At 69.1% G+C, this 20856-nt stretch carries 23 protein-coding genes; 13 read left to right on the forward strand and 10 right to left on the reverse strand.

Going from position 1 to position 20856, the window contains the following annotated elements; all coding sequences use genetic code 11:
- Positions 1–149: 149 nt before the first annotated feature.
- Positions 150–944, forward strand: coding sequence for an arylamine N-acetyltransferase (locus A4R44_RS42690; RefSeq protein WP_067594697.1), 795 nt, complete (start codon positions 150–152; stop codon positions 942–944).
- A gap of 294 nt (positions 945–1238) precedes the next feature.
- Here A4R44_RS42690 and A4R44_RS42695 read toward each other — a convergent pair whose 3' ends face one another.
- The 3 genes from A4R44_RS42695 to A4R44_RS42705 all read right to left on the reverse strand — a co-directional run bounded on the left by A4R44_RS42695 (position 1239) and on the right by A4R44_RS42705 (position 4714).
- On the reverse strand, positions 1239–2495 hold the full coding sequence (locus tag A4R44_RS42695) for an MFS transporter (RefSeq protein WP_067594700.1): 1257 nt from the start codon (positions 2493–2495) through the stop codon (positions 1239–1241).
- Positions 2496–2671: 176 nt separating this feature from the next.
- Positions 2672–3103 (reverse strand): MarR family winged helix-turn-helix transcriptional regulator, encoded by a 432-nt coding sequence (locus tag A4R44_RS42700; protein ID WP_067594703.1) that lies wholly within the window; start codon positions 3101–3103, stop codon positions 2672–2674.
- Positions 3104–3250: 147 nt separating this feature from the next.
- A complete protein-coding gene (locus A4R44_RS42705) occupies positions 3251–4714 on the reverse strand; it encodes an NCS2 family permease (RefSeq protein ID WP_067594706.1) in 1464 nt (487 codons plus the stop codon).
- Positions 4715–4797: 83 nt separating this feature from the next.
- On the opposite strand from A4R44_RS42705, the gene A4R44_RS42710 reads away from it, so the two are divergent.
- Positions 4798–5025, forward strand: a complete 228-nt coding sequence (locus A4R44_RS42710; RefSeq protein ID WP_067594707.1) for a DUF2530 domain-containing protein — start codon at positions 4798–4800, stop codon at positions 5023–5025.
- A 49-nt stretch (positions 5026–5074) separates the two neighbouring features.
- Here the strand turns inward: A4R44_RS42710 and A4R44_RS42715 are convergent, their stop codons facing one another.
- Complete coding sequence (locus A4R44_RS42715) at positions 5075–7867, reverse strand: sacsin N-terminal ATP-binding-like domain-containing protein (protein WP_067594712.1); 2793 nt, start codon at positions 7865–7867, stop codon at positions 5075–5077.
- Positions 7864–8928 (reverse strand): DUF3027 domain-containing protein, encoded by a 1065-nt coding sequence (locus A4R44_RS42720; RefSeq protein WP_067594715.1) that lies wholly within the window; start codon positions 8926–8928, stop codon positions 7864–7866. The genes A4R44_RS42715 and A4R44_RS42720 overlap by 4 nt, the downstream gene beginning before the upstream one ends.
- A gap of 51 nt (positions 8929–8979) precedes the next feature.
- On the opposite strand from A4R44_RS42720, the gene A4R44_RS42725 reads away from it, so the two are divergent.
- Genes A4R44_RS42725 through A4R44_RS42735 form a run of 3 tightly spaced genes read left to right on the forward strand, consistent with a single transcriptional unit; the run spans position 8980 to position 12284 of the window.
- Positions 8980–9753 (forward strand): glutaminyl-peptide cyclotransferase, encoded by a 774-nt coding sequence (locus tag A4R44_RS42725; protein WP_067594718.1) that lies wholly within the window; start codon positions 8980–8982, stop codon positions 9751–9753.
- 38 nt (positions 9754–9791) lie between these two features.
- Positions 9792–11798: an MFS transporter gene (locus A4R44_RS42730; RefSeq protein WP_067594720.1), complete on the forward strand. Its 2007-nt coding sequence runs from the start codon at positions 9792–9794 to the stop codon at positions 11796–11798.
- A 9-nt stretch (positions 11799–11807) separates the two neighbouring features.
- Positions 11808–12284, forward strand: coding sequence for a DUF2771 family protein (locus A4R44_RS42735; RefSeq protein WP_067594723.1), 477 nt, complete (start codon positions 11808–11810; stop codon positions 12282–12284).
- A gap of 91 nt (positions 12285–12375) precedes the next feature.
- On the opposite strand, the gene A4R44_RS42740 is transcribed toward A4R44_RS42735, so the two are convergent.
- On the reverse strand, positions 12376–12762 hold the full coding sequence (locus A4R44_RS42740; RefSeq protein WP_037718500.1) for a cold-shock protein: 387 nt from the start codon (positions 12760–12762) through the stop codon (positions 12376–12378).
- 130 nt (positions 12763–12892) lie between these two features.
- Between A4R44_RS42740 and A4R44_RS42745 the strand changes: the two genes are divergently transcribed.
- On the forward strand, positions 12893–13120 hold the full coding sequence (locus A4R44_RS42745) for a hypothetical protein (RefSeq protein WP_067594726.1): 228 nt from the start codon (positions 12893–12895) through the stop codon (positions 13118–13120).
- A gap of 7 nt (positions 13121–13127) precedes the next feature.
- Here A4R44_RS42745 and A4R44_RS42750 read toward each other — a convergent pair whose 3' ends face one another.
- On the reverse strand, positions 13128–13748 hold the full coding sequence (locus A4R44_RS42750) for an HAD family hydrolase (RefSeq protein WP_067594820.1): 621 nt from the start codon (positions 13746–13748) through the stop codon (positions 13128–13130).
- A gap of 108 nt (positions 13749–13856) precedes the next feature.
- On the opposite strand from A4R44_RS42750, the gene A4R44_RS42755 reads away from it, so the two are divergent.
- Together A4R44_RS42755 and A4R44_RS42760 are read left to right on the forward strand one after the other, a co-directional pair.
- Positions 13857–14465, forward strand: coding sequence for a TetR/AcrR family transcriptional regulator (locus A4R44_RS42755; protein ID WP_067594729.1), 609 nt, complete (start codon positions 13857–13859; stop codon positions 14463–14465).
- On the forward strand, positions 14465–15439 hold the full coding sequence (locus tag A4R44_RS42760; protein ID WP_067594732.1) for a R2-like ligand-binding oxidase: 975 nt from the start codon (positions 14465–14467) through the stop codon (positions 15437–15439). The genes A4R44_RS42755 and A4R44_RS42760 overlap by 1 nt, the downstream gene beginning before the upstream one ends.
- 43 nt (positions 15440–15482) lie before the next feature.
- Here the strand turns inward: A4R44_RS42760 and A4R44_RS42765 are convergent, their stop codons facing one another.
- Entirely contained in the window at positions 15483–17141 is a 1659-nt protein-coding gene (locus A4R44_RS42765) for an AMP-binding protein (protein WP_067594735.1), read from the reverse strand.
- Positions 17142–17283: 142 nt separating this feature from the next.
- On the opposite strand from A4R44_RS42765, the gene A4R44_RS42770 reads away from it, so the two are divergent.
- Genes A4R44_RS42770 through A4R44_RS42780 form a run of 3 tightly spaced genes read left to right on the forward strand, consistent with a single transcriptional unit; the run spans position 17284 to position 19217 of the window.
- Positions 17284–18042, forward strand: a complete 759-nt coding sequence (locus A4R44_RS42770; protein WP_095213980.1) for an ESX secretion-associated protein EspG — start codon at positions 17284–17286, stop codon at positions 18040–18042.
- A gap of 57 nt (positions 18043–18099) precedes the next feature.
- Positions 18100–18846, forward strand: coding sequence for a PhzF family phenazine biosynthesis protein (locus tag A4R44_RS42775; RefSeq protein ID WP_067594741.1), 747 nt, complete (start codon positions 18100–18102; stop codon positions 18844–18846).
- A complete protein-coding gene (locus A4R44_RS42780; protein WP_067594745.1) occupies positions 18846–19217 on the forward strand; it encodes a YccF domain-containing protein in 372 nt (123 codons plus the stop codon). Before A4R44_RS42775 ends, A4R44_RS42780 begins: the two co-directional genes overlap by 1 nt.
- Before the next feature lie 111 nt (positions 19218–19328).
- Here A4R44_RS42780 and A4R44_RS52000 read toward each other — a convergent pair whose 3' ends face one another.
- The gene (locus A4R44_RS52000; protein ID WP_255366231.1) at positions 19329–19454 is read right to left on the reverse strand and encodes a hypothetical protein; all 126 of its coding nucleotides are present in this window, start codon (positions 19452–19454) and stop codon (positions 19329–19331) included.
- Between the two features lie 134 nt (positions 19455–19588).
- Here A4R44_RS52000 and A4R44_RS52005 point away from each other — a divergent pair, with 134 nt between their 5' ends.
- Positions 19589–19891, forward strand: coding sequence for a dihydrofolate reductase family protein (locus tag A4R44_RS52005; protein ID WP_255366232.1), 303 nt, complete (start codon positions 19589–19591; stop codon positions 19889–19891).
- Complete coding sequence (locus A4R44_RS52010) at positions 19888–20055, forward strand: hypothetical protein (RefSeq protein ID WP_338080440.1); 168 nt, start codon at positions 19888–19890, stop codon at positions 20053–20055. Before A4R44_RS52005 ends, A4R44_RS52010 begins: the two co-directional genes overlap by 4 nt.
- On the opposite strand, the gene A4R44_RS42790 is transcribed toward A4R44_RS52010, so the two are convergent.
- The gene (locus A4R44_RS42790; RefSeq protein WP_067594749.1) at positions 20052–20846 is read right to left on the reverse strand and encodes a metallophosphoesterase; all 795 of its coding nucleotides are present in this window, start codon (positions 20844–20846) and stop codon (positions 20052–20054) included. The genes A4R44_RS52010 and A4R44_RS42790 overlap by 4 nt on opposite strands.
- Between the last annotated feature and the right edge of the window lie 10 nt (positions 20847–20856).

Genomic DNA, 20856 nt, shown 5'->3' on the forward strand with positions numbered 1-20856 from the left:
AGCAAGCGCTTCGACAACGCCGTCGCCGGCGGCAACGGCCTCCTGCTTAGCTGAGGCCAGCGGTGCCCCGGGGCCCGGCCTGGCGGATCAGGGCCGGGCCCCGTTTTTCGCTTGACCTGGAGTGCACTGGAGGTGTGAGAGTGGAACCCATGGACGTCGACGCCTACCTCGCTCGCCTGGACCTGCCGGTGCCTTCCGCGGCCGACCTGGCCGCGCTGCGCCTGCTGCAGGAGCGGCACCTGATGCACGTCCCGTTCGAGAACCTCAGCGTGCACCTCGGAGAACCCATCGAACTCACCGAAGAAGCACTCTTCGACAAGCTCGTGCGCCGTCGCCGCGGCGGATTCTGCTACGAGCTGAACGGTCTTTTCGCCGCTCTGCTGCGAGAGCTGGGCTTCACCGCGACGTTGCACGCGGCTCGCGTCTTCAACGACGCCGGAGTGCCCGGACCGCCACTGGACCACGCCGCCATCCTCGTCCAACTCGACCAGGAGCAGTACCTGGTGGACGTCGGCTTCGGCAGGTTCAGCCGGCAGCCGCTCGCACTGTCCGCGGTCGAGCCGCAGAGCGATCCAGAGGGCGAATACCTCCTCCTGGACGCTCCGTACGGCGACGTGGACGTCCTGCGCGACGGCAAGCCCGAGTACCGCCTCGAACGCCGCCCGCGGCAGCTGGCGGACTTCGCGCCGATGGCGTGGTGGCAGTCGACGTCGCCGCAGTCGCACTTCACGCAGACTCTGACCTGCTCCCGCCCGACCGCCCAGGGCCGCGTGACACTGTCCGTCGACCGGCTGATCGAGACGGTCGACGGCGTGCGCCACGAGGTGCTGCTGCCGAACGACGATGCCGTGCGGATGGCGTACCACGTGTATTTCGGCCTGCGGCTGCCGCGGCTGCCCATGCGGCCCGTTCGGCATCCAGGCGATGCACTGACCGCCTCGTGAGTGTTCATCACGGTCAGAACCGTGACGAACACTCACGACCCACCCGCTGAGCCCCCTTGCCCAATCCGCTCCGCCCCCCGACCATGAACAGAGCCCCGCATCCCGGGGTTCCCAGGTTGCGGGGCTCTGTCCGTTCCCGAACTGACTGCCGCTCCCACCACGAAGCGGACATGTATGAGGTTAGCCTAACCTCACCAATCGAGGCAAGACCGTCCCAGCGGAGACCTCGGTCTCACCCGCCCGAGTGACAACTTTCGGCGGTCTCCGCTACCCCCGGACAGTCATTTACGCAGGTCAGACCCGTTCCCGGGTCAGGATGCGCAGGCCGTTGCCGAGCCGTCGAGGCACCCGGACGCCGCCGCGCCGGATCAGCACCGCCGCGCACACCACCGCCGCGATCGCCGAAACCGCGCCGCCGATGTAGAACGGCGACCGGCCGCCGAACGCGTCGGCCATCCAGCCGGTCATCGGCCCGCCGATCGGGTTGCCGCCGATCAGCACCAGCACGTAGATGCCCATCACGCGGCCGCGCATCTCCGGCGACACCGATGTCTGCACCAGCGCGTTCGCCGTGTTCAGGAAGGTGATCGTGGCGAACCCGAGCGGAATCAGCCCGATCCCGAACGCCAGATACGTCGGCATGAACGCGGTGATGAACTCGAACGCCCCGAGCAGCGCCGCCGACACCAGCATCAGCCGCACCCGCGGGCGGCTCTTCACCCCGCGCCGAGCGGACGCCAGCGCGCCGGTGAAGGTGCCGACCGCGACGAGCGTCGACAGCAGGCCGTATCCGTCGGCCTGGGTGTGGAAGACGTTCGCGGCGACGATCGGCAGCGACGTGAAATAGGTGATGCCGAACGTGCTGACGAAGAACATCAGCACCATGACGGTCACCAGGTCCGGCCGTCCGCGCACGTAGCGCAGGCCCTCCATCAGCTGGCCCTTGGCCCGCGGGATCGCCGGGCCGCGGAACAGTTTCGCCGGGTTCATCAGCGCGACCCCGGTGATCACCGCGAGCGTGCTCGCCGCGTTCGCGATGAACAGCCAGCCGGTCCCGACCCAGGTGATCGCGAACCCGGCGATGGCCGGTCCGACGATGCGGGCCATGTTGAAGATCGACGAGTTGAGCGCGACCGCGTTCGCCACCTGGTCCCGGCCGACCATCTCGGCGACGAACGACTGCCGCGTCGGCACCTCGATCGCCGAGGTCGTCCCGAGCAGCACGCACAGCAGGTAGACGTGCCACAACTGGGCGACGCCGGCCAGGTCGAGCACGCCGAGCAGCACGGCCTGCAGACAGTTCGCCGCCTGGATGATCATCAGGAGCTTGCGCTTGTCGACGCGGTCGGCGAGCACGCCCGCCCACAGCGACAGCAGCAGCGTCGGGATGAACTGCAGCGCGACCGCGATGCCGAGCGCCACCGGGTCGTTGCCCGACAGCGTGAACACCAGCCAGTCCTGGGCGATGCGCTGCATCCAGGTGCCGATGTTCGAGATGACCTGGCCGCTGAAGAACAGCCGGTAGTTCCGCACGCGCAGCGAGGAGAACATCGTGCGCCGGGTCTTGGTTTCCGGGGAGCTGCCAGGCTCCTCGCCGGAAGACGATTTCCCGGCCGACGCGGGAGCGGGGCCGGGTGGAGCGGAACTGGACGGCGGCGGTGCCGTGTCCCGGGTAGCAGTGGATTCGGCCGGACATCCTGTTTCGCTACCCGTGGTGGTCACCTGTGCTAGTTCCCCGCCATCCTGTCGATGATCTCCGCGGCTCGGGAGAGCACTTCGAGCTCTTCCTCGCCGAGTTCGGCCAGTTGCCGGTCCAGCCACGCCTCCCGCACCGAGATGGCCTTGCGCACGAACGTGCGCCCGTCGTCGGACAGCTCGACGATGGCCTGGCGGCCGTCGGTCGGGTGCGGCCTGCGCTCGACGAACCCCATCTCCTCGAGCGCGGCGATGACCCTGGTCATCGAGGGCGGCTGGACGCCTTCCTTCGCGGCGAGCTGACCGGGGGTCAGCGGGCCGCACTTGTGCAGGGTGGACAACGCCGCGATCTGCGTGAGCGACACGTCGTCAGCCACCCGCTGTGCCCGGAGACGGCGGTTGAGCCGCACCACCGCGAGACGCAAGCGGCTCGCCAGTGAACGCTCGTGCGGGTCGCCGGACATATAGTTAGCATACCTCACGACCTGTGCCGCCGGTTTACTAGTCCGGCCAAACGCAGGCCGGCCCCCACTCGGCAACGTAACCGTTGCCACAAAAGCCATGAGGCCGTGACTGTGGTCGGACCAGTAACGATCGGCACAGTCCGCCGGTCAGCTGAGTGCGGCCTCGATCGGACCGACTGCGAAGTAGGCGACGAACGCCACCGCGATCACCCACATCAGCGGGTGTACCTTCCTGACCTTGCCGGTGACCGCCTGGATCACGACGTAGCTCACGAATCCGGCGCCGATGCCGTTGGCGATCGAGTAGGTGAACGGCATGACCACAATGGTCAGGAACGCGGGCAGCGCGATCGTGAAATCGGTGAAGTCGATGTCGCGGACCTGCGCCATCATCAGCGCGCCGACCACGACCAGCGCCGGAGCGGCCGCCTCGACCGGCACGACCTGGTACAGCGGGGTCAGGAACATCGCGGCGATGAAGAGCAGACCGGTCACGACGTTCGCCAGACCGGTCCGCGCCCCCTCCGCGATACCGGACGCGGATTCCACGAACACCGTGTTCGAGCTGGCCGAGCCGAACCCGCCCGCCGCGCCCGCGAGGCCCTCGACGAACAGCGCCTTGCCGACGTTCGGCAGCTGCCCGTCCTTGCCGACCAGACCGGCTTCCTTGCCGAGGCCGGTCATCGTGCCCATGGCGTCGAAGAAGTCCGCGAGCACGAGGGTGAAGACGAGCAGCACCACGGTGATGATCGGCAGCCGGGTCCACGCGCCGAACGACACGTCGCCGACCAGCGACAGGTCCGGGAGCCCGACGACCTTGTCCGGCAGCGCCGGGTAGCCGAGGTTCCAGCCCTTCGGGTCGGTGCCGTTCGACTGTCCGGCCTTCACGATCGCCTCGACCACGATCGCGAGCACGGTCGAGCCGAGCACGCCGATCAGGATCGCGCCCTTGACGCGCTTGGCCACGAGAACCGCGGTGAGCAGCAGCCCGACGACGAAGACCGCGGTCGGCCACGAAGCGATGGAACCGTTGATGCCGAGCCCGACCGGCACCGTGGTGTGCGCGTCGTCCGGCAGCCGGCGCACGAACCCGGCGTCGACCAGGCCGATCAGGCAGATGAACAGCCCGATGCCGACCGCGATCGCGGATTTGAGCGCGGGCGGCACGGCGCGGAACACCGCGGTCCGGAAGCCGGTGAGGACGAGCAGGACGATGATCACGCCCTCGATGACCACCAGGCCCATCGCCTCCGGCCAGCTCATCTGCGGCGCGATGGTGACCGCGAGCAGGCTGTTGATGCCGAGCCCGGTGGCGATGCCGAACGGATAGTTCGCGACCAGGCCCATCAGGATCGTCAGCACGCCCGCGACGAGCGCGGTCACCGCCGCGACCTGCGGCACCGGGAGGATGTGGCCGAGCACGTCCTGGTGCGCGGACGGGGTGTCGGCCGCGAAACTGCCGATGATCAGCGGGTTGAGGACCACGATGTAGGCCATCGTCACGAACGTGACCACGCCGCCGCGGATCTCCCGCCCGGTGCTCGACCCGCGTTCGCTGATCCGGAAGAAGCGGTCCAGTGTGGACCCGGCCCGTTCGCGCTGCTCCGCCATTTCCCCGCCTGTCTCGCTGTTCCGTCCCGGGTAAGCTCGGCACCGTGGACGAACCGACCAGTGCACCGGACGCTCCGGCTGCCTTGCGGCACACGCCGGACCTGCCGAAGCGGCTCACCGACCTGACGCCGGTGGTGATCGTAGGTACTGCGCTCTGGCTTGTCGCGCTCGTGGTGCTCTTCTTCACCAGCGGGGGCGTGTGGGTGCAGACGTGTGCGGCGGGGATTGTGCTGGGAGGCATCGGGTTCGGGATTATTTTTTGGCAGCGGGCGGCGGCTCGGCGCGGGTCTAAGTCGGCGCAGCGGCTTTAGGGCTCGTGCGTGTTGATCACGGTTCTCACCGGGATCAACACGCACGAAGTCAGTTCAGCAGGGTCTGCGGCGCCGGGTCTTCCAGCAACGCCGTGATCCGATACCGCTCGCCCCAGCGATCGCTCGCCCAGGCGAACGCGCGCGCCAGCCCCTCGGACGTGTCCGCCGCGTGCAGCCGGTCGTCCGACCACCATGGGACCTCCACCGTTGCGCCCTCGACCGACACGGTGAGCGGATCGTGCAGCAGCACGCCACCGTCCGGCAGCACGATGCCGAGCTGGTCCGCGGCGAGCGCGAGGGCGGGCAGGCCGGCCCACGCGACGTACTCGCCGGTGCTCTCGACCTCGGCTTTCAGGCTGCTCGCGACCGGGACGTCGAGGAGTTCCGCCAGCCGCTCCGGTTCGGTGGGCGCGACGAGGATCTTCGCCGGATCGAGGGCCGCCGCGAGCCACGGGACGTCCAGCACCACGGCTTCCTCGACCACGCTCCCGTCCGCCGCGCGGACTCGTGCGGGCGCGTCGACGTCGGAGATGTCGATCGGCGCGGCCACCAACGCCGCGTGTGCGCGGGCCACCAGGCCCGGCGTCGGCGTGCGGCCTGGGTCGCCGAGCCGTTCGAGCAGATCGGTGACGTCTTCCGCGGTCTCCAGGTCCAGTCCGGTTCGGACGCCCACCGCGCGGAGCAGATCGTCGCTCAGCTCAAGGTCGGGAACCGGGTCGTACAGACCCGCCAGCGCGGTCGCCGAAGCAAGCCGCCACGCGCCGGGTGCTTCGCCGGCCAGCAGGGCGTACCGCGCGAGCCACCAGCCCGCGTGGCCGTCCGGGTTGTGCAGTGCCTGCCACGTTTCCGGACGGGACGCGATCAACCTGAGCGCGTCCGGCCAGGCGTCGTCCGCGACGAGGTCGAGGTCCCGAATGGACCCGACCGTCGTCGGCGGCTGCTCGAACGAATCCCACCACTGCTCCTCGTCCGGGAGGTGGTGGTCGGGTTCGTGCGGATCCTCGTCCAGCACGACCGCGAACGAGTCGAGCACCTTCGCCGCGACGAGGGTTCCGGTCGGCCAGTCCTCCGCGAACTCCTCCTCCAGCACGGAAAGCGCGCCGCCGGGCTCGAACACCTCGGGGTCGATCACGTCCAGCAACGGCGAGGTCGGGAGCACCAGCTCGTCCGCGCGTCGCCAGCCCTCCGCCGCGGGCAGCGCCAGCGCGCCGATCCACTCCGGTGCCTGATCGCCGCAATCGGTGACCAGCCGGAGAACCGCACCGGCGAGGTTCATTCCGTCCAAACCGGACTGAACATCGGCGACGCTGTGCTCGACCGCGTACTGCAGCTGTTCGGATTCGAGCAGCTGGCGCGCGTCGGCGTGCTTGGCTCCCAACAGTTCCAGCAACTGGTGTGCCGCACCCGGGTGCACCAGCCGGAGGCCCGGAACATCCACATCAGACAGCAGTTCGCGGAGTTCACTGCTGCCGTCGACCAGCAGCGCGCCCTTGACGCCCGGCAACGTCCGCCCGTCCGACAACGGGACCGGCAGTCCGTCGAGCTGATTCGCGCTGAGTGCGTGACTCTCGACCGCGACCGCCAGCTCCGCGTACAGCTTCTGCCACCAGTCGGGCTCGCGGTCGATGCCAGTCAGGACTTCGAGGACGTCGCCGATGCCGAGCAGGTGCGCGGAGACCGGTTTGAGCAGCCGCGGATTCGCCTGCACCAAGCCAGGAATGACGTCGGCCAGCAGCGGAGCCAGCCCATCGATGTCGAGTACCCGCGCCTGCTGTCCGGAGACTTCCTGACCGGCTACCGTGGCCAGCCAGGGTTCTTGCGCGAGCGAGGCGTAGACCAGGTCTTTCAGTTGCGCATCCACAGTGGACTGTGGGAATCCCGCGGCGGGGACCAGGACCGGCCGATGCGCTGCTGGTACCGCCCGAACCAGATCGACGTATTCACTCGCCGCTTTCTCCAGCGCTCGGGTGAGCCCGGCACCGGGAAGCACCCGGCGGCGAGACGGCTCCAGCGGCACCTCGGCAATCAACCGAGCCGGGAGCGAAAGGCCTTCGTCGGTCGGCGTCGGCGCGTGCAGCAAATCGTCTTCGAGTGGCTGCGGCACGCCCTCAGCGTCAACCGGAACCGCCCAGACCCCGTGCTTCAACCAACGCCGTTGCCCGGTCGGCGAAGTGATCTCGACGATCCCTTCGCCGCTTCGCGTCCACTTGCGACCATCCACTTCGGCCTCAGCGAGCCACGGCAGGGCCAGCAGAAGGTCTTCGATCTCGTTCGCCAGGCCGTCGAGCAGACCCTGCCCGGATTCCTTCAGCGGCAACCGCACTTCGGTGGCGAATCCGGCAGTCGGCTGCTCCGTGACGGGAAACGGCAGCCGCAGCACCGGAACGTCACCGTCCCGGCCGGATTCCTCCCGGGTGCGCTGCGCGGAAAACGCGACCCCACCCGAGGTCGAGACCACCCGAGGCTCGTCGGTGACGGTCAGGACGGCCGCGAAGCCGACCCCGAACCGGCCGACGGTCCCTTCCTTGGCCGACGCGCGCAACGACGCCAGCGATTCGACCCCTCGGGTGTCCAGCGGCGCGCCGGTGTTGGCGAACCGCAGCTCACCGCCTGCAACGGACACCCGGATCCGGCCCGGTTCGCCCGCGAGCTGCGCGGCGTCGGCGGCGTTCTGTGCGAGTTCGACGAACAACCGGTCGCGATAAGCGCCGACGCGCAGGTCGCGTTCCGAGTTGGTGTCTTCGGTGAAGCGGGTGGGCGAATCGCGCCAGGCGCTCAGCACCGCTTCCCGCAGCCGGACTGTCCCGAAAGGATCAGCCGCTCCCCCGGCGACCTCGTTCACCGGCGGACATCGCTCCCGTCAGAGTCATCCTGCTGCGTGGAGTCGGCCGAACCCGCGGCGTCCGGAGCAACGGCCTCGATGACCACGTCAGCAGCAGTACCCGCCTCCGAAGCCTCGGCAACCGGCTCGACAGCGTCCGAGGGAACATCCGAAGCCACCTCGACGGCGGCCTCCTCGACCGCCACCTCCGCAGCCGCCTCCGGCTCCGCAGCCGGAACCGCAGCGGTCTCCTCGGCTGCCGCGGCCGCCGCCTCTTCCACCACCGCGGGGTCCGCGACGACGCTCGGTTCCGGAGCCGCCTCCGGAGCGGGCGTGAAGTCGATCAGCGAATCGTCGTAAACCAGTTCCGCGACCGGAACCGAGGACGTCACCTCGACTCGCACCTCCGAATGCGCCCCGCACCCGTAGGCCACGTCCACGACGTGCCCGTCCGCAGGCGCGATGTCGTTCGCGCACGCCCCGAAGGCACCGCGCAGCGACCCCGCCAGCGGCACGAAGAACCCGCAGGTCCCGCAGGTCGCGGGCGCGCTCCGGGCCATGTCCGAACGCGGGCCGAACTCGCCGCCGTGCCAGCGGGCGGCCGCGTCCAGCCTGCCGTAGCGCGAAAGCACCTGAACCCGGCCGAGGCCGACCTCGTGCGCCGCTTCCTCGACGGCCGGGTCGTCCGACTGGAGGTACGCGGGCGAGAGGCGCGGGTCGTCCTTGTCCGCGGGGAACAGGTCGCCGACGCCGAGGTCTCCGGCGCGCACCCGCTGCTCCCACGGCACCCAGGCGGGCGCGACCAAGGCAGCCGGGCCCGGCTGCAGCACCAGCTCGCTCACCGTGACCGGCTCGTCCGGCCCGGCCACCGCGACGGTGACCGACCAGCGCCAGCCTCGGTACCCGGGCACCGAGGCTTCGAAGAGGTGGCTCGCGGAGACCGCGTCCTCGCGCTCTACTCCGACGTGCTGGCCGACCTGGTCAGCGGGTGCTTCCGCCAGCACGGCCTCCCGCGCCGCCTCGACGGCGTCCGCGAGCTTCCGGTGGAGAGAGCCGTCGTCCAGGGTCAACAGCAGCGTCATGCCCCCAATTGTGCCGCACGCATCCGCGCCGCCCGTGCCAGGCTGTTCCTCGTGCGAACCCGGATCGTCTGGCCCCTGGTGGCCGCCGCCCTGCTCGGCGGATGCGCGGGCACCCAAGCCACGCCTGCCCAGCCCGAACAGCTCACCGTTCAGGTGCTCAGGACGCTGCCGCACGACTCGACAGCCTTCACCGAAGGACTCGAATACTCCGGCAGCACGCTGTATGAGAGTCGCGGGCTCGAAGGGCAGTCCGCGCTCACCGCGGGACCGGCCGGTGGAACACCAGCCAAACAGGTGACGGTGCCGTCGCCGCTGTTCGCCGAGGGCATCACGGTGCTCGGACCGAAGCTGTGGCAGCTGACCTGGCGCGACGGCATCGCGATCGAGCGCGACTCCCAGACGCTCGCCGAACTTCGGCGCGTTCGCTACGACGGCGAGGGCTGGGGTCTCTGTCACCAGCCCAGTGGACGGCTGGTGATGAGCAACGGGTCGTCGATGCTCACCTTCCGTGATCCGCAAACGTTTGCGGTCACCGGGTCCGTCGAGGTCGGCCAGGACCAGCTGAACGAACTGGAGTGCGTCGGCGACATCGTTTACGCGAACGTCTGGCAGACCGGCACCATTCTGCGCATCGACGCCACCACCGGGCGGATCACCGCGAAGATCGACGCCGGCCGGCTCCGCACGCCGTCCCGGCCCGGCGAGGACGTGCTGAACGGCATCGCCGCGATCCCCGGGACCGATGAATTCCTCCTCACCGGGAAGCTGTGGCCGTCGTCGTTCCGCGTGAAGTTCGTCCCGGAAAATCAGCGAACCGGCACGTGAGCGGGCGGGGCGGGACCTCGATGAGGCAGGATTGAACCGTGGCCCTCTTCAGCTCGCGCTCCGGTTCCGACAGCCCCCTCGGCGGGCAGTCGGGCAAAGGCCGTGGGAAGAAGAAGCGCCGCTGGACTCCCGAGCCCGGCGCGGCGCAGGCCCGCTCGTGGCGCGACACCCCGCCGACCCGGGTCGATCAGGCCGTTGACCAGCGCATTCGCCAGACTCCGCCGGAGTACGCGCCGGAGCCGCCGCGGGCTCGTCCAGAACGCATCCAGCCCGAACCTCCCCGAGGCCGCCCGGCCGAACCGCGGACCGAGCACGTCGATCAGCGCCCTCCGCGCGGTTATCCCGGACGGCCGGAGCCGCGCAGCGCGTTCTACGACGACGCGCCACCGTCCCCGCCGAACGCCGAGGAAGCACCCACCGGTGCCGTCCCGATGGGACACCGTCCGCCGCCACCCCCGCGCGGTGCCCGGCCGTACCCGCCGCGCGACCACCGCACCGAGCCCGTCCACCCGCGGCCGCACGAGGACCGTCCCGGCAGCGCTGGCTATGAGTACTACGACACCGGCGGCTACGCGGGCGAGCCACGCGTCGAAGACGAGCAGGACGAAGCCTTCAACACCACCGCTGTCCCCGGCGCGGGGTCGGTCCCGAAGCTGCCGAAGAAGCTCACCGTCACGCGAGTCGCCGCGCTGCGCAGCCGTCAGCTGAGCGGACAGGCGATCGGCGCGTTCCAGCGCGCGACCAAGGCAGACGGCGCGGACAAGTCCGGCCTCACCTCGCTGATGTACGCGGTGATGCTGAACTACGCCAGCGACGCCGCGATGGCGATCGCGCTGGCCAACACGCTGTTCTTCGCCGCGACCAGCGGCGAGAGCAAGGGCAAGGTCGCGCTGTACCTGCTGATCACGATCGCGCCGTTCGCGCTCGTCGCGCCGGTGATCGGCCCGGCGCTGGACCGGATCCAGCGCGGCCGCAGGCTCGCGATGTGCGTCGCGTCGATCGGCCAGGGCCTGATGGCCGTGGTGATGGCGCTGCACTTCGACGACTGGCTGCTGTACCCGGCGGCGCTCGGGATGATGGTGCTGTCGAAGTCGTTCACCGTGCTGAAGGCGGCGGTCACGCCGCGCGTGGTGCCGCCGGAGATCACGCTGTCGAAGACCAACGCGCGGATCACCGTGTTCGGCCTGATCGCGGGCGGCGTGTTCGGTGCGCTGGCCAGCGGCGTGAGCAGCCTCACCAACTCCTCCGGCGCGCTGTGGTTCACCGCGGTGATCTGCGTGGCCGCGGCCGTGCAGTCGATGCGGATCCCGTCGTGGGTCGAGGTGACCGAGGGCGAGGTCCCGACGTCGCTGTCCGCGCGGCCGGAGCCGAAGCAGAAGCGGCAGCGCCAGCCGATGGGACGGCACATCGTCGTTGCCTTGTGGGGCAACGGTTCCGTCCGCGTGCTGACCGGCTTCCTGATGATGTTCGCCGCCTTCGCGGTGAAGGCACAGACCGAGCACGCCGGGCACAGCCCGTTCGTGCAGCTGCTGTTGCTGGGCATCATCGGCGCGGCGGCAGGCGTCGGCGGATTCGTCGGCAACGCACTGGGTTCGCGGCTGCACTTCGGTTCGGCGGACCAGGTGATCGTGGCCTGCGTGGCGGCATGTGTCGTGACGACGCTGATCGCGACGCTGCTGCCCGGCCTCGCCACGGCGGCGATCGTCGGTCTCATCGGCGCGACGGCCAGCGCGCTGGCGAAGATCAGCCTCGACGCGGTGATCCAGGAGGACCTGCCGGAGCAGTCGCGCGCCTCGGCGTTCGGGCGTTCGGAGACGGTGCTGCAGCTGTCGTGGTGCATGGGCGGCGCGGTCGGGCTGCTGCTGCCGCCGACGTACTGGGTCGGCTTCCTGGTCGTGACGCTCTTGCTGGCGGTCGGCCTGACGCAGACGTTCCTGGTGCAGCGCGGCGGTTCGCTGCTGCCCGGACTCGGCGGCAATCGCCCATTGCGCCCAGAGCCGACCGGCAGCTTCCCCGCTCCGGGGCCCGCGCGAGGCCGCCGGTAATCTCGGGCCATGCGACGTTCCCGGGTGGTGGCCGTGCTCGCGGCCGGTGGTTTCGCGGTGGCCGGCTGTTCCGCGCCGGGCCCGGCCGAGGTGACTTTCTACGCCGACGGGCACACGATCAACGTCGCCCCGATCGGCAACTGCGACATCAAATCCGGCGTCTGCGCGGCCAACCCCGGCGCGACCGGCAAGCTCAAGGTGCGGCCGGGCCGGTCGGTGCAGATCTCGGTGCCGAAGGAGATCGCCGACACGCCGTGGAAGGTCACCGTGCAGTACGTGAACGGCAAGGGCGAGCCCCAGCCGCTCAAGGAGGACATCATCACCTCCCGCGACCGCTACGCCTACACCGCGACCCCGCCCGCGAAGGAGGACCAGATCGTGGTGGTCGAGATCGCGCAGGCGTCGGTGGTCAGCCGCACCGGCGACCCGAACGACGCGGAAGCGGTCACGACGGCGCTGTGGTCGCTGCAGGTCCAGCCTGCCTGATTCTTCGAAAAGCCGTGAGGGGAACTCTGAGGGACTCTGATTCCCTCAGAGTTCCCCTCACGGACATCAAAGTCGAAGCAGGGGCTGCCGATCAGGGGTCGAGGTCGCGCGCGACCGCCCGCATGATCTCCGCGATCTGCTTGGTGTTCTTGCGATCCGGGTACCGGTTGCGCCGCAGGTCCGGCTGGACCTTCAGCTCCAGCAGCTTGATCATGTCCTCGACGAGGCCGTGCAGCTCCTCCGCGGGACGGCGGCGCGCCTCGGCGACCGACGGCGGCGGGTCCAGCAGCCGGACGGAGAGCGCCTGCGGTCCGCGCCTGCCGTCGGCCACGCCGAACTCGAGCCGCTGCCCGGCTTTCAGGCCCTCCACGCCGTGGGGCAGCGCGGCCTTGCGGATGTAGACGTCCGCACCGCCGTCTTGCGTGACGAAGCCGAACCCCTTCTCCGCGTCGTACCACTTGACCTTGCCGGTCGGCACTTCCCTCACCAGTCCTTCTGCTGTGCAGGTCACGACGAACGCGCCCCGAGCGATCTCGAGGCGCGCGTCCGATAAGCGTATCTCGCCACAGCCGCTGGGGAGAAGCGGATAGTCCCGTTACTCTCACCCCATGGAGAACGCAGCGAAACAGACCGGCAAACCGATCCTCATGCGGCTCGGCATCGGCCTGTTCGCCATCGGCATGCTCGCGGTGGCGACGGTGTTCGTGATGTTCGCCGCCGGACTGGAGAACCTGCCGGTGTGGCTCAGCGCGGCCGCCGGGGTGATCACCCCGCTCGGCCTGCTGCTCGGCCTGATCGCGCTGATCCAGGAGGCCCGCGCCGGAAAGCACGGCTGACCTGCGGTTACACCGCCGTCTCGACAAACGTCCTGGCGAACCACTCCGGGAACTCGACCAGCGAGTCGAACACCACGTCCGCTCCTTCGGCGGCCAGTTCCTCGCGGGTGCACGGCCCGGTCGCGACGGCCACGGACACCGCGTTGGCCGCTCGCGCGCCCCGTACGTCGCCGAGGTGATCGCCGACGTACGCCCGTGCCTCGTGTTCCAGCAGGGCCGCCGCCTTCTGCGTGGACCACAGCTCGCCCACCAGTGCGTCGACCTTCATCCCCAGTGCGTCGAGGTGCAGTTGCGCGTTGGGCCCGTACTTCCCGGTGACCACGACCGTCCGCCCGCCTGCCGCCCGGACCGCCCGCAGCGCCTCGGCCGCGCCGGGCAGCGCGACCGTGCTCGGCACTACCGTCTCCGGGTAGAGCTCGCGGAACTGCCAGATCAGCTCGGGGATCCGGTCCTCGGGCGCGCCGAAATCGCGCAGCGCCTGATCGAGCGGTGGCCCGAGGTTCGAGGCGAACGCCTCTCCGTCGAAGGACAACCCGGACTTCTTGCCGAGCGCGTTCATCGCCGCGACCATGCCCGGCCGCGGGTCGATCAATGTCATGTCGAGGTCGAACCCCACCGTGATGCCCACGTCCCACACGGTAGCTGCCCGGACCGACAGTTCCGGCGGGCCGCTGTACACGTGCACCATCCAGGTAAAGGTTCTTGACACAGATTCAGTCTGTGTCAAGCTGGCGATGTGACCAGCTTCACCGAGCGGACCAAGGCGACGCTTCGCGAGACGCTGCTGGACGCGGCCGCGGATCTGCTCCCCGATCGCGGCCACCAGGGCCTCCGGATGGCCGACGTGGCGGCGAAAGCCGGGGTCAGCAGGCAGACGGTCTACAACGAGTTCGGCAGCAAGGCGGCGCTCACGCAGGCCGTCGCGCTGCGCGTCGCGGCGGAATTCCTCGACGGCATCCGTTGCCGGTTCGAGGACGCCGAGAGTTTGCTCACGGGCATCCGCGGCGCGGTCGTCTACACGATCGAACACGCCAGGGAGAACCGGCTGATCGCGGCGGCGCTCGGCACCGAGGCCGGCGAGGATCTGCTCCCCCTGCTGACCTCGCGCGGCGAACCGATCCTCACCGCGTCGGCCGAACTCGCGACACAGCAGTACCTCGCACTGGAACCCCGGCTCACCCCGGAAGCCGCCGCGCTGCTCGCCGAAACGGTGGTCCGGCTGTCGCTCAGCCACCTGGTGCTGCCGACGCATTCCGCGGCCGAGGCCGCCGAGTCGGTCCTCGCGGTGCTCACCCCCGCCATCGACCAATTCGTCCACAATGGAGTGAAACGAGAGGGCCAGTGATGACCGAGACGCTTCCGGAGCTGCGCAGCGGATTCTCGTCCCTGCGCAAGGGCGGGCTGAACTGGGACTCGTTCCCGTTGCGGCTGTTTGTCAAGGGCAACAAGAAGTTCTGGAACCCGGCGGACCTCGATTTCGGCAAGGAACGCGAGGGCTGGGAAAGCCTGACGCCCGAGCAGCAGCGCTCGACCACCTACCTCGTGGCGCAGTTCATCGCGGGCGAGGAGGCGGTGACCGAGGACATCCAGCCGTTCATGCGCGCGATGTCGTCGACCGGCCGGTTCGGCGACGAGATGTACCTGACGCAGTTCTGCTTCGAGGAAGCCAAGCACGTCGAGGTTTTCCGGCGCTGGATGGACGCCGTCGGACTGGACGGCGACCTGCACTCCTACGTCGCGGAAAACCCGCACTATCGCAAGCTTTTCTACGAGGAACTGCCGCAGTCGCTGCGTGCGCTGGAGGACGATCCCAGTCCGCTCAACCAGATCCGCGCGAGCGTGACGTACAACCACGTGATCGAAGGCAGCCTCGCGCTCACCGGGTATTACTCGTGGCAGCTGATCTGCACGCAGAACCAGATCCTGCCGGGAATGCAGGAATTGGTGCGCCGCATCGGCGACGACGAACGCCGCCACATGGCGTGGGGCACGTTTACTTGCCGCAGGCACGTCGCCGCGGACGACACGATGTGGGACGCCGTGCAGGAACGCATGGGCGAACTGCTGCCGCACGCGCTCGGGATGATCCAGTGGGTGCAGGACCAGTTCGAGGAAGTCCCGTTCGACAACGACCCCGAGGAATTGATCCAGTACGCCGCCGACCGCGCCCAGCGCCGCCTCGGAGCGATCGAATCCGCACGGGGCACGCCGGTCGAGCAGATCGACCTCGACTACTCGCCCGAACAACTGGAGGACACCTTCGGCGAGGAAGACGAAAAAGCCCTCGCCGAAGCCGCCGCGGCAGCGGTTTCCGCGTGACCCGGACCGGCGGCCGTCCGATGTGGACGGCCGCCGGTCCGGCTCACGCGTGCTTCTGCGACGCCGCCTGCTCCAGCCCCAGCAAAGTCACCGACTGCTGGCGCATCTCGACCTTCCGCACCTTCCCGGTCACTGTCATCGGGAATTCCTCGACCACGTGGATATAGCGCGGGACCTTGTAATGCGCCAACTTGCCCTGGCAGAACTCGCGCACCGCTTCCGTGGTCAACGGCTCCGCGCCCTCGCGCATCCGGATCCAGGCCATCAGTTCCTCGCCGTACTTGGCGTCCGGCACGCCGATCACCTGCGCGTCCAGCACGTCCGGATGGGTGTAGAGGAATTCCTCGATCTCGCGCGGGTAGATGTTCTCGCCGCCGCGAATCACCATGTCCTTGATCCGGCCGGTGATGTTGAGATAGCCCTCGTCGTCCATGATCGCGAGGTCGCCGGTGTGCATCCAGCGCGCGGCGTCGATCGCCTCGGCGGTCTTTTCCGGCTCCTGCCAATAGCCGAGCATCACCGAATAGCCGCGAGTGCACAGTTCGCCAGGAGTGCCGCGCGGCACCGTCAGCCCGGTTTCCGGATCGACCACTTTGGACTCCAGATGCGGGCCGACCCGGCCGACCGTGGACACCCGGCGCTCCACCGAATCGTCGGCGCGGGTCTGCGTGGACACCGGCGACGTCTCGGTCATGCCGTAGCAAATGGACACCTCGGTCATCCCCATCCGGTCGATGACCTGCTTCATCACCTCGACCGGACACGGCGATCCGGCCATGATGCCGGTGCGCAGCGAGCCGAGGTCGAACGTCTCGAACTCGGGGTGGTTCAGCTCGGCGATGAACATCGTCGGCACGCCGTAGAGCGACGTACAGCGTTCGGCGGCGACCGCGGCGAGCGTGGCCTTCGGGTCGAACGCCGGGGCCGGGATCACCATGCACGAACCGTGGCTGGTGCACGCGAGGTTGCCCATCACCATGCCGAAGCAGTGGTAGAAGGGCACCGGGATGCAGACCCGGTCCTCCTCGGTGTAATTGCACAGTTCGCCGACGAAATAGCCGTTGTTGAGGATGTTGTGGTGGCTGAGCGTCGCGCCCTTGGGGAAACCGGTGGTGCCGCTCGTGTACTGGATGTTGATCGGATCGTCCGCGGACAGCCCGGCCTGCAACCGCGCGAGCCGCTCCGCGTCGCCGCCGCGGCCGGACTCCATCAGCTCGGTCCACGACGAGGTGCCGAGCAGCACGACCGCTTCCAGGCCGGGACAGAACGGCTGGACCTCCTCGATCATCGCCGCGTAGTCGGAGGTCTTGAACTTGTCCGCGGCCACGAGCAGCCGGATGCCCGCCTGGTTGAGCACGTACTGCAGTTCGTGCGAGCGGTAGGCCGGGTTGATGTTGACCAGGATCGCGCCGATTTTCGCCGTCGCGTACTGGAGGAACGTCCATTCCGCCCGGTTCGGCGACCAGATGCCGACGCGGTCGCCCTTGCCGATGCCCGAGGCCAGCAGCCCGTGCGCGAGGGTGTCGACCTCGGCGGCGAGTTCGCGGTAGGTCCAGCGGGCGCCTGCGCCGCGGTCGACGAGCGCGTCCCGGTCGCCGAACGCGGCCACCGTGCGGTCGAAATTGTCCCCGATCGTGTCGCCGAGCAGGGGGACGCTGGAGGTCCCGGAGGCGTAACTCGGCAGTGCAGGCGCGTCAGGCATCGGTGCCTCCCGTGGCGGTCTTCGTCGACGAGCCCGAGTCTAAGCGCGATTTCGGACCTTTCCGCCACCCTAGTTATGGGGTGCGCTCGCACGAGCGGCTGATCGTCGTGCGCGTTCCGCTACCCTCGGTGCGGGTTGTTTCGTGCACGAGGGGACTGGGACGTTGCCAGAGGAATTCTCCCTGGGCTGGACCGAGACCGACGTGGCGGTGCGGCGCACCGGACTGCCCGCGTCGTGGCATCCGTTCGAGATCCGCAGCGCGGGCGCGACGATGACCGAGCACAACCGGCTGGCCGAAGAAGCGTGGACCGCGCTGCGCGGCCGGGGGCTGGCCGACGCGGAGAAACTCGACCGGGATGTCGAAGCGACCCTGCGCGCCTGGACGAGGCCGGACGTGCTGATCATCGTGCGCGCGGCCGAACTGCCGTCCGGGACCGTGCTGTACCGCGCGTGCATCGGCGAGGGCCTCGGCGTGTTCTCGGAACAGGTCGACGACGGGCTCCGCTTCCGGCAGGTCCGGCCGGAGCGGCTGGTGGATCTGGTGCTGAGCATGTTCCCGCCCTATCCGGCGCTGCCCGTTTCCCCGGTCGCGATCACCCAAGCCCCGCCGCCGAAGCGCAACGCCGAGGCTCCCGCACCGTCACGCCAGGATCGCGATGCGCTGGCCGGTTACTCGCAATGGCCGCTGCACCGGCACGGAACCGTGGAACTTTCGCTGCGGCCAGGGCAAGGCACGCTCCGCCCGGTCTCAACGGCGACGTTCGTCGACACCGACGGCGGACGGTATCTGACGTTCTCGGAACCATTGTCCGACGGCGGTTTCCGGCTGCACTTCACGCCGTCGACGGGCGCGCACCTGCGGAAGTGGCTGCTGGAGACCATCGAAGAGGGCGTGCGCTGAGAATTCAGGGCTAATCCCCGATGTCTGGCCCGCGTGCGGCAGGGCAGGATCGGCTTCATGCGATTCCACCTAGTCGACGCCTTCACCGACCAAGCCTTCGCCGGCAATCCGGCAGGCGTCGTCGTGCTCCAACAGCCCGCGGACGCCGGGTGGATGCAGCAGGTCGCGGCGGAGATGAAGCACTCCGAAACCGCATTCGTGGTCGACGCGGGCGAGGGCGCGAAATCGCTCCGCTGGTTCACCCCGACCGACGAGGTCTCCCTCTGCGGGCACGCCACCATCGCGGTCACGCATGTTCTTGGCGGACACCAGGTTTACGACACCCTCAGCGGCCGATTGACCTGTACCAAGGCCAACGGCTGGATCGAGATGGACTTCCCCGCCGACCCGCCCGTCGAGACCGGCGAAGACCTCGCGCACATCCTCGACCTGCCAGCGAAGTTCACCGGGCGGGCTCGCGAGAACCTCTTCGCCGTGCTCGACAGCGTCGAAGCGGTCCAGAACGCGGAGCCGGACCTCGACGCCCTCCGCGCCACCTGGACCGGACGGCTCATCGTCACCGCCGCCGGCGACGACTTCGTCAGCCGGTTCTTCGGCCCCGGAGTAGGCGTCGACGAGGACCCGGTCACCGGCTCCGCACACTGCTCGCTGGCCCCGTACTGGGCGCGGCAACTGGGCAAACCCACCCTCGTCGGACAGCAGATCTCCGGCCGAGGCGGAACCGTGCGCACCGAAGTCCGCGACGACCGTGTGCTGCTGCGCGGCCAGGCCGTCACTGTAATGAGCGGGGAGTTGTACGTCTGATGCGACTGATCCTCAACGTGATCTGGCTCGTCCTCGCCGGGTTCTGGATGGCGCTGGGCTACCTGCTGGCCGGCGTCGTCTGCTGCGTCCTGATCGTCACGATCCCGTTCGGCATCGCGTCGTTCCGGATCGCGAACTACGCGCTGTGGCCGTTCGGCCGCACGGTCGTCGACCGGCGCGAGGCCGGGGTCGGCTCGTTCGTCGGCAACGTGATCTGGTTCCTGGTCGCCGGACTGTGGCTCAGCATCGGCCACCTGGTCACCGGCGTGCTGCAGTGCCTCACGATCATCGGCATCCCGCTGGGGCTGGCGAACTTCAAGATGATCCCGATCTCGCTGATGCCGCTTGGCAAGGAGATCGTGAACGCGTGAGGTCCGCTCTCGCTTGATCCGCGACGGCCCAGGGGCTTGGGCTGCCAGCCGGGGTCGTGCGGACGGCATCCGGCCGGGAGTTCAGCGGCGGGTGAATCGCCAGCTCGGCGTTCAGGACGCCCCTTCGCGCGCGGCGGCGCGCACGAGACGGTCGTCGCCGAACAGCCAGAGACTGGGCAGCGCCTGGTTCCAGGCCACCCAATCGATCGGCCCGGCTCCGCCCTCCCGCCGTCGCACGAATGCGCGTCGCTTCTTGGATGGCTTCCTGGCATGTCTTGGTGAGCTTGTCGCGCGCCCAGGCCGCATGACACCTCGGTTTCCAGGTCTCGCTGGACGGCAAGAGCGCCGACAACGGCAGCCGGGACGCGATGATGTCCATCGACGACCCCGAACGGGAGAAGTACTTCGTCGACCAGCTCGGGGAGGCCGGAGCCTTCCTCATGGGCCGCACCGCCTACGAAGCCGTGGCAGGCTTCTGGCCCACCTCAGACCATCCTTCGGCCAAGGCGATGAACGCGATCCCCAAGGTCGTGTTCTCCGGCACCCGCACCACCGCGGACTGGACTGAGAGCCGCATCGCCAGCGGTGAGCTCGCGGAGGAGATCGCCAAGCTCAAGGCCGAGCAGGCGAGGATCTCCTCGCCTCGGGCGGCACCGCATTCCCGCACTCGCTGACCAAGCTCGGCGTGGTCGACGAGCACCGGCTCTGGGTGCTCCCCGCCGTCACCGGCAAGGGCGCGGCGCTGTTCCCGGAACTCGATGAAGCCCGGCGGCTGCGCCTGATCACCAGCACCGCCTTCCCGTCCGGGATCCTCGAACTGCGGTACGCGGCCAGCTAGTCCTCCGGCTCGAAGGGCAGCTTCACCACGAGGCACGGCCCGCCGACGAACAGGCCGCCGTCGATGCCCAGTGCTTTCCCGCCGGCGTAGAGGTACGGGCCTTCGATCTGCGTCGGGTGGATGCCCAGCTGGTCGGCGATCACGCTGTGCCCGTGCACGATCCGCGAACCGCCCAGTGCGCCGAGGAGCCGATCGGCGTTCTCCTCGCCGTCCGGGCCGCGGAAGGCGTACCGGGTGGTCATCCGCCGCCACACGTCCCACCAGGCCTCGATGTTGCTGCCGGAGAGAATGTCGTGCGCGGTGGCGTTGATCGAGTCGAGGTCCTCGCCCCAGTCGAGGTATTCGAGGGTGTCCGAGTGCAGCAGCAGATGGTCCTCGTCAACCGCGACGAGCGGGCGTTCGGTGAGCCACTCGATGTGCTCGGGGGTGAGCCGGTCCTGGTCCGACAGCAGGCCGCCGTTGATCTCCCAGCTGCGCGCGAAACTGCGCGGCCCGAAGTCGGACGGCACCGGGCGGTCGCCGAAGTGGTACATCCCCAGCAGCAGGACCTCGTGGTTGCCGAGCAGCATCTGCACCGAGCCGCCCGACTCCGCCGCCTGCTCCTGCAGCTCGCGCACGAAGTCGATCACCCCGACGCCGTCCGGGCCGCGGTCGGTGAAGTCGCCGAGGAACCACAACCGGTCGTCGACGCCGGCCCACTTGCCGTCGCTGTCGACAAGGCCCTCGGCGCGCAGTGCGTCAACCAGGGCGTCCCGGTGCCCGTGGACGTCACCCACCACATAGACGCTCATTGTTCGACGA

Source organism: Amycolatopsis sp. M39, assembly GCF_001651785.1.
In the GTDB taxonomy this organism is placed as follows: Bacteria; Actinomycetota; Actinomycetes; order Mycobacteriales; family Pseudonocardiaceae; genus Amycolatopsis; species Amycolatopsis rubida.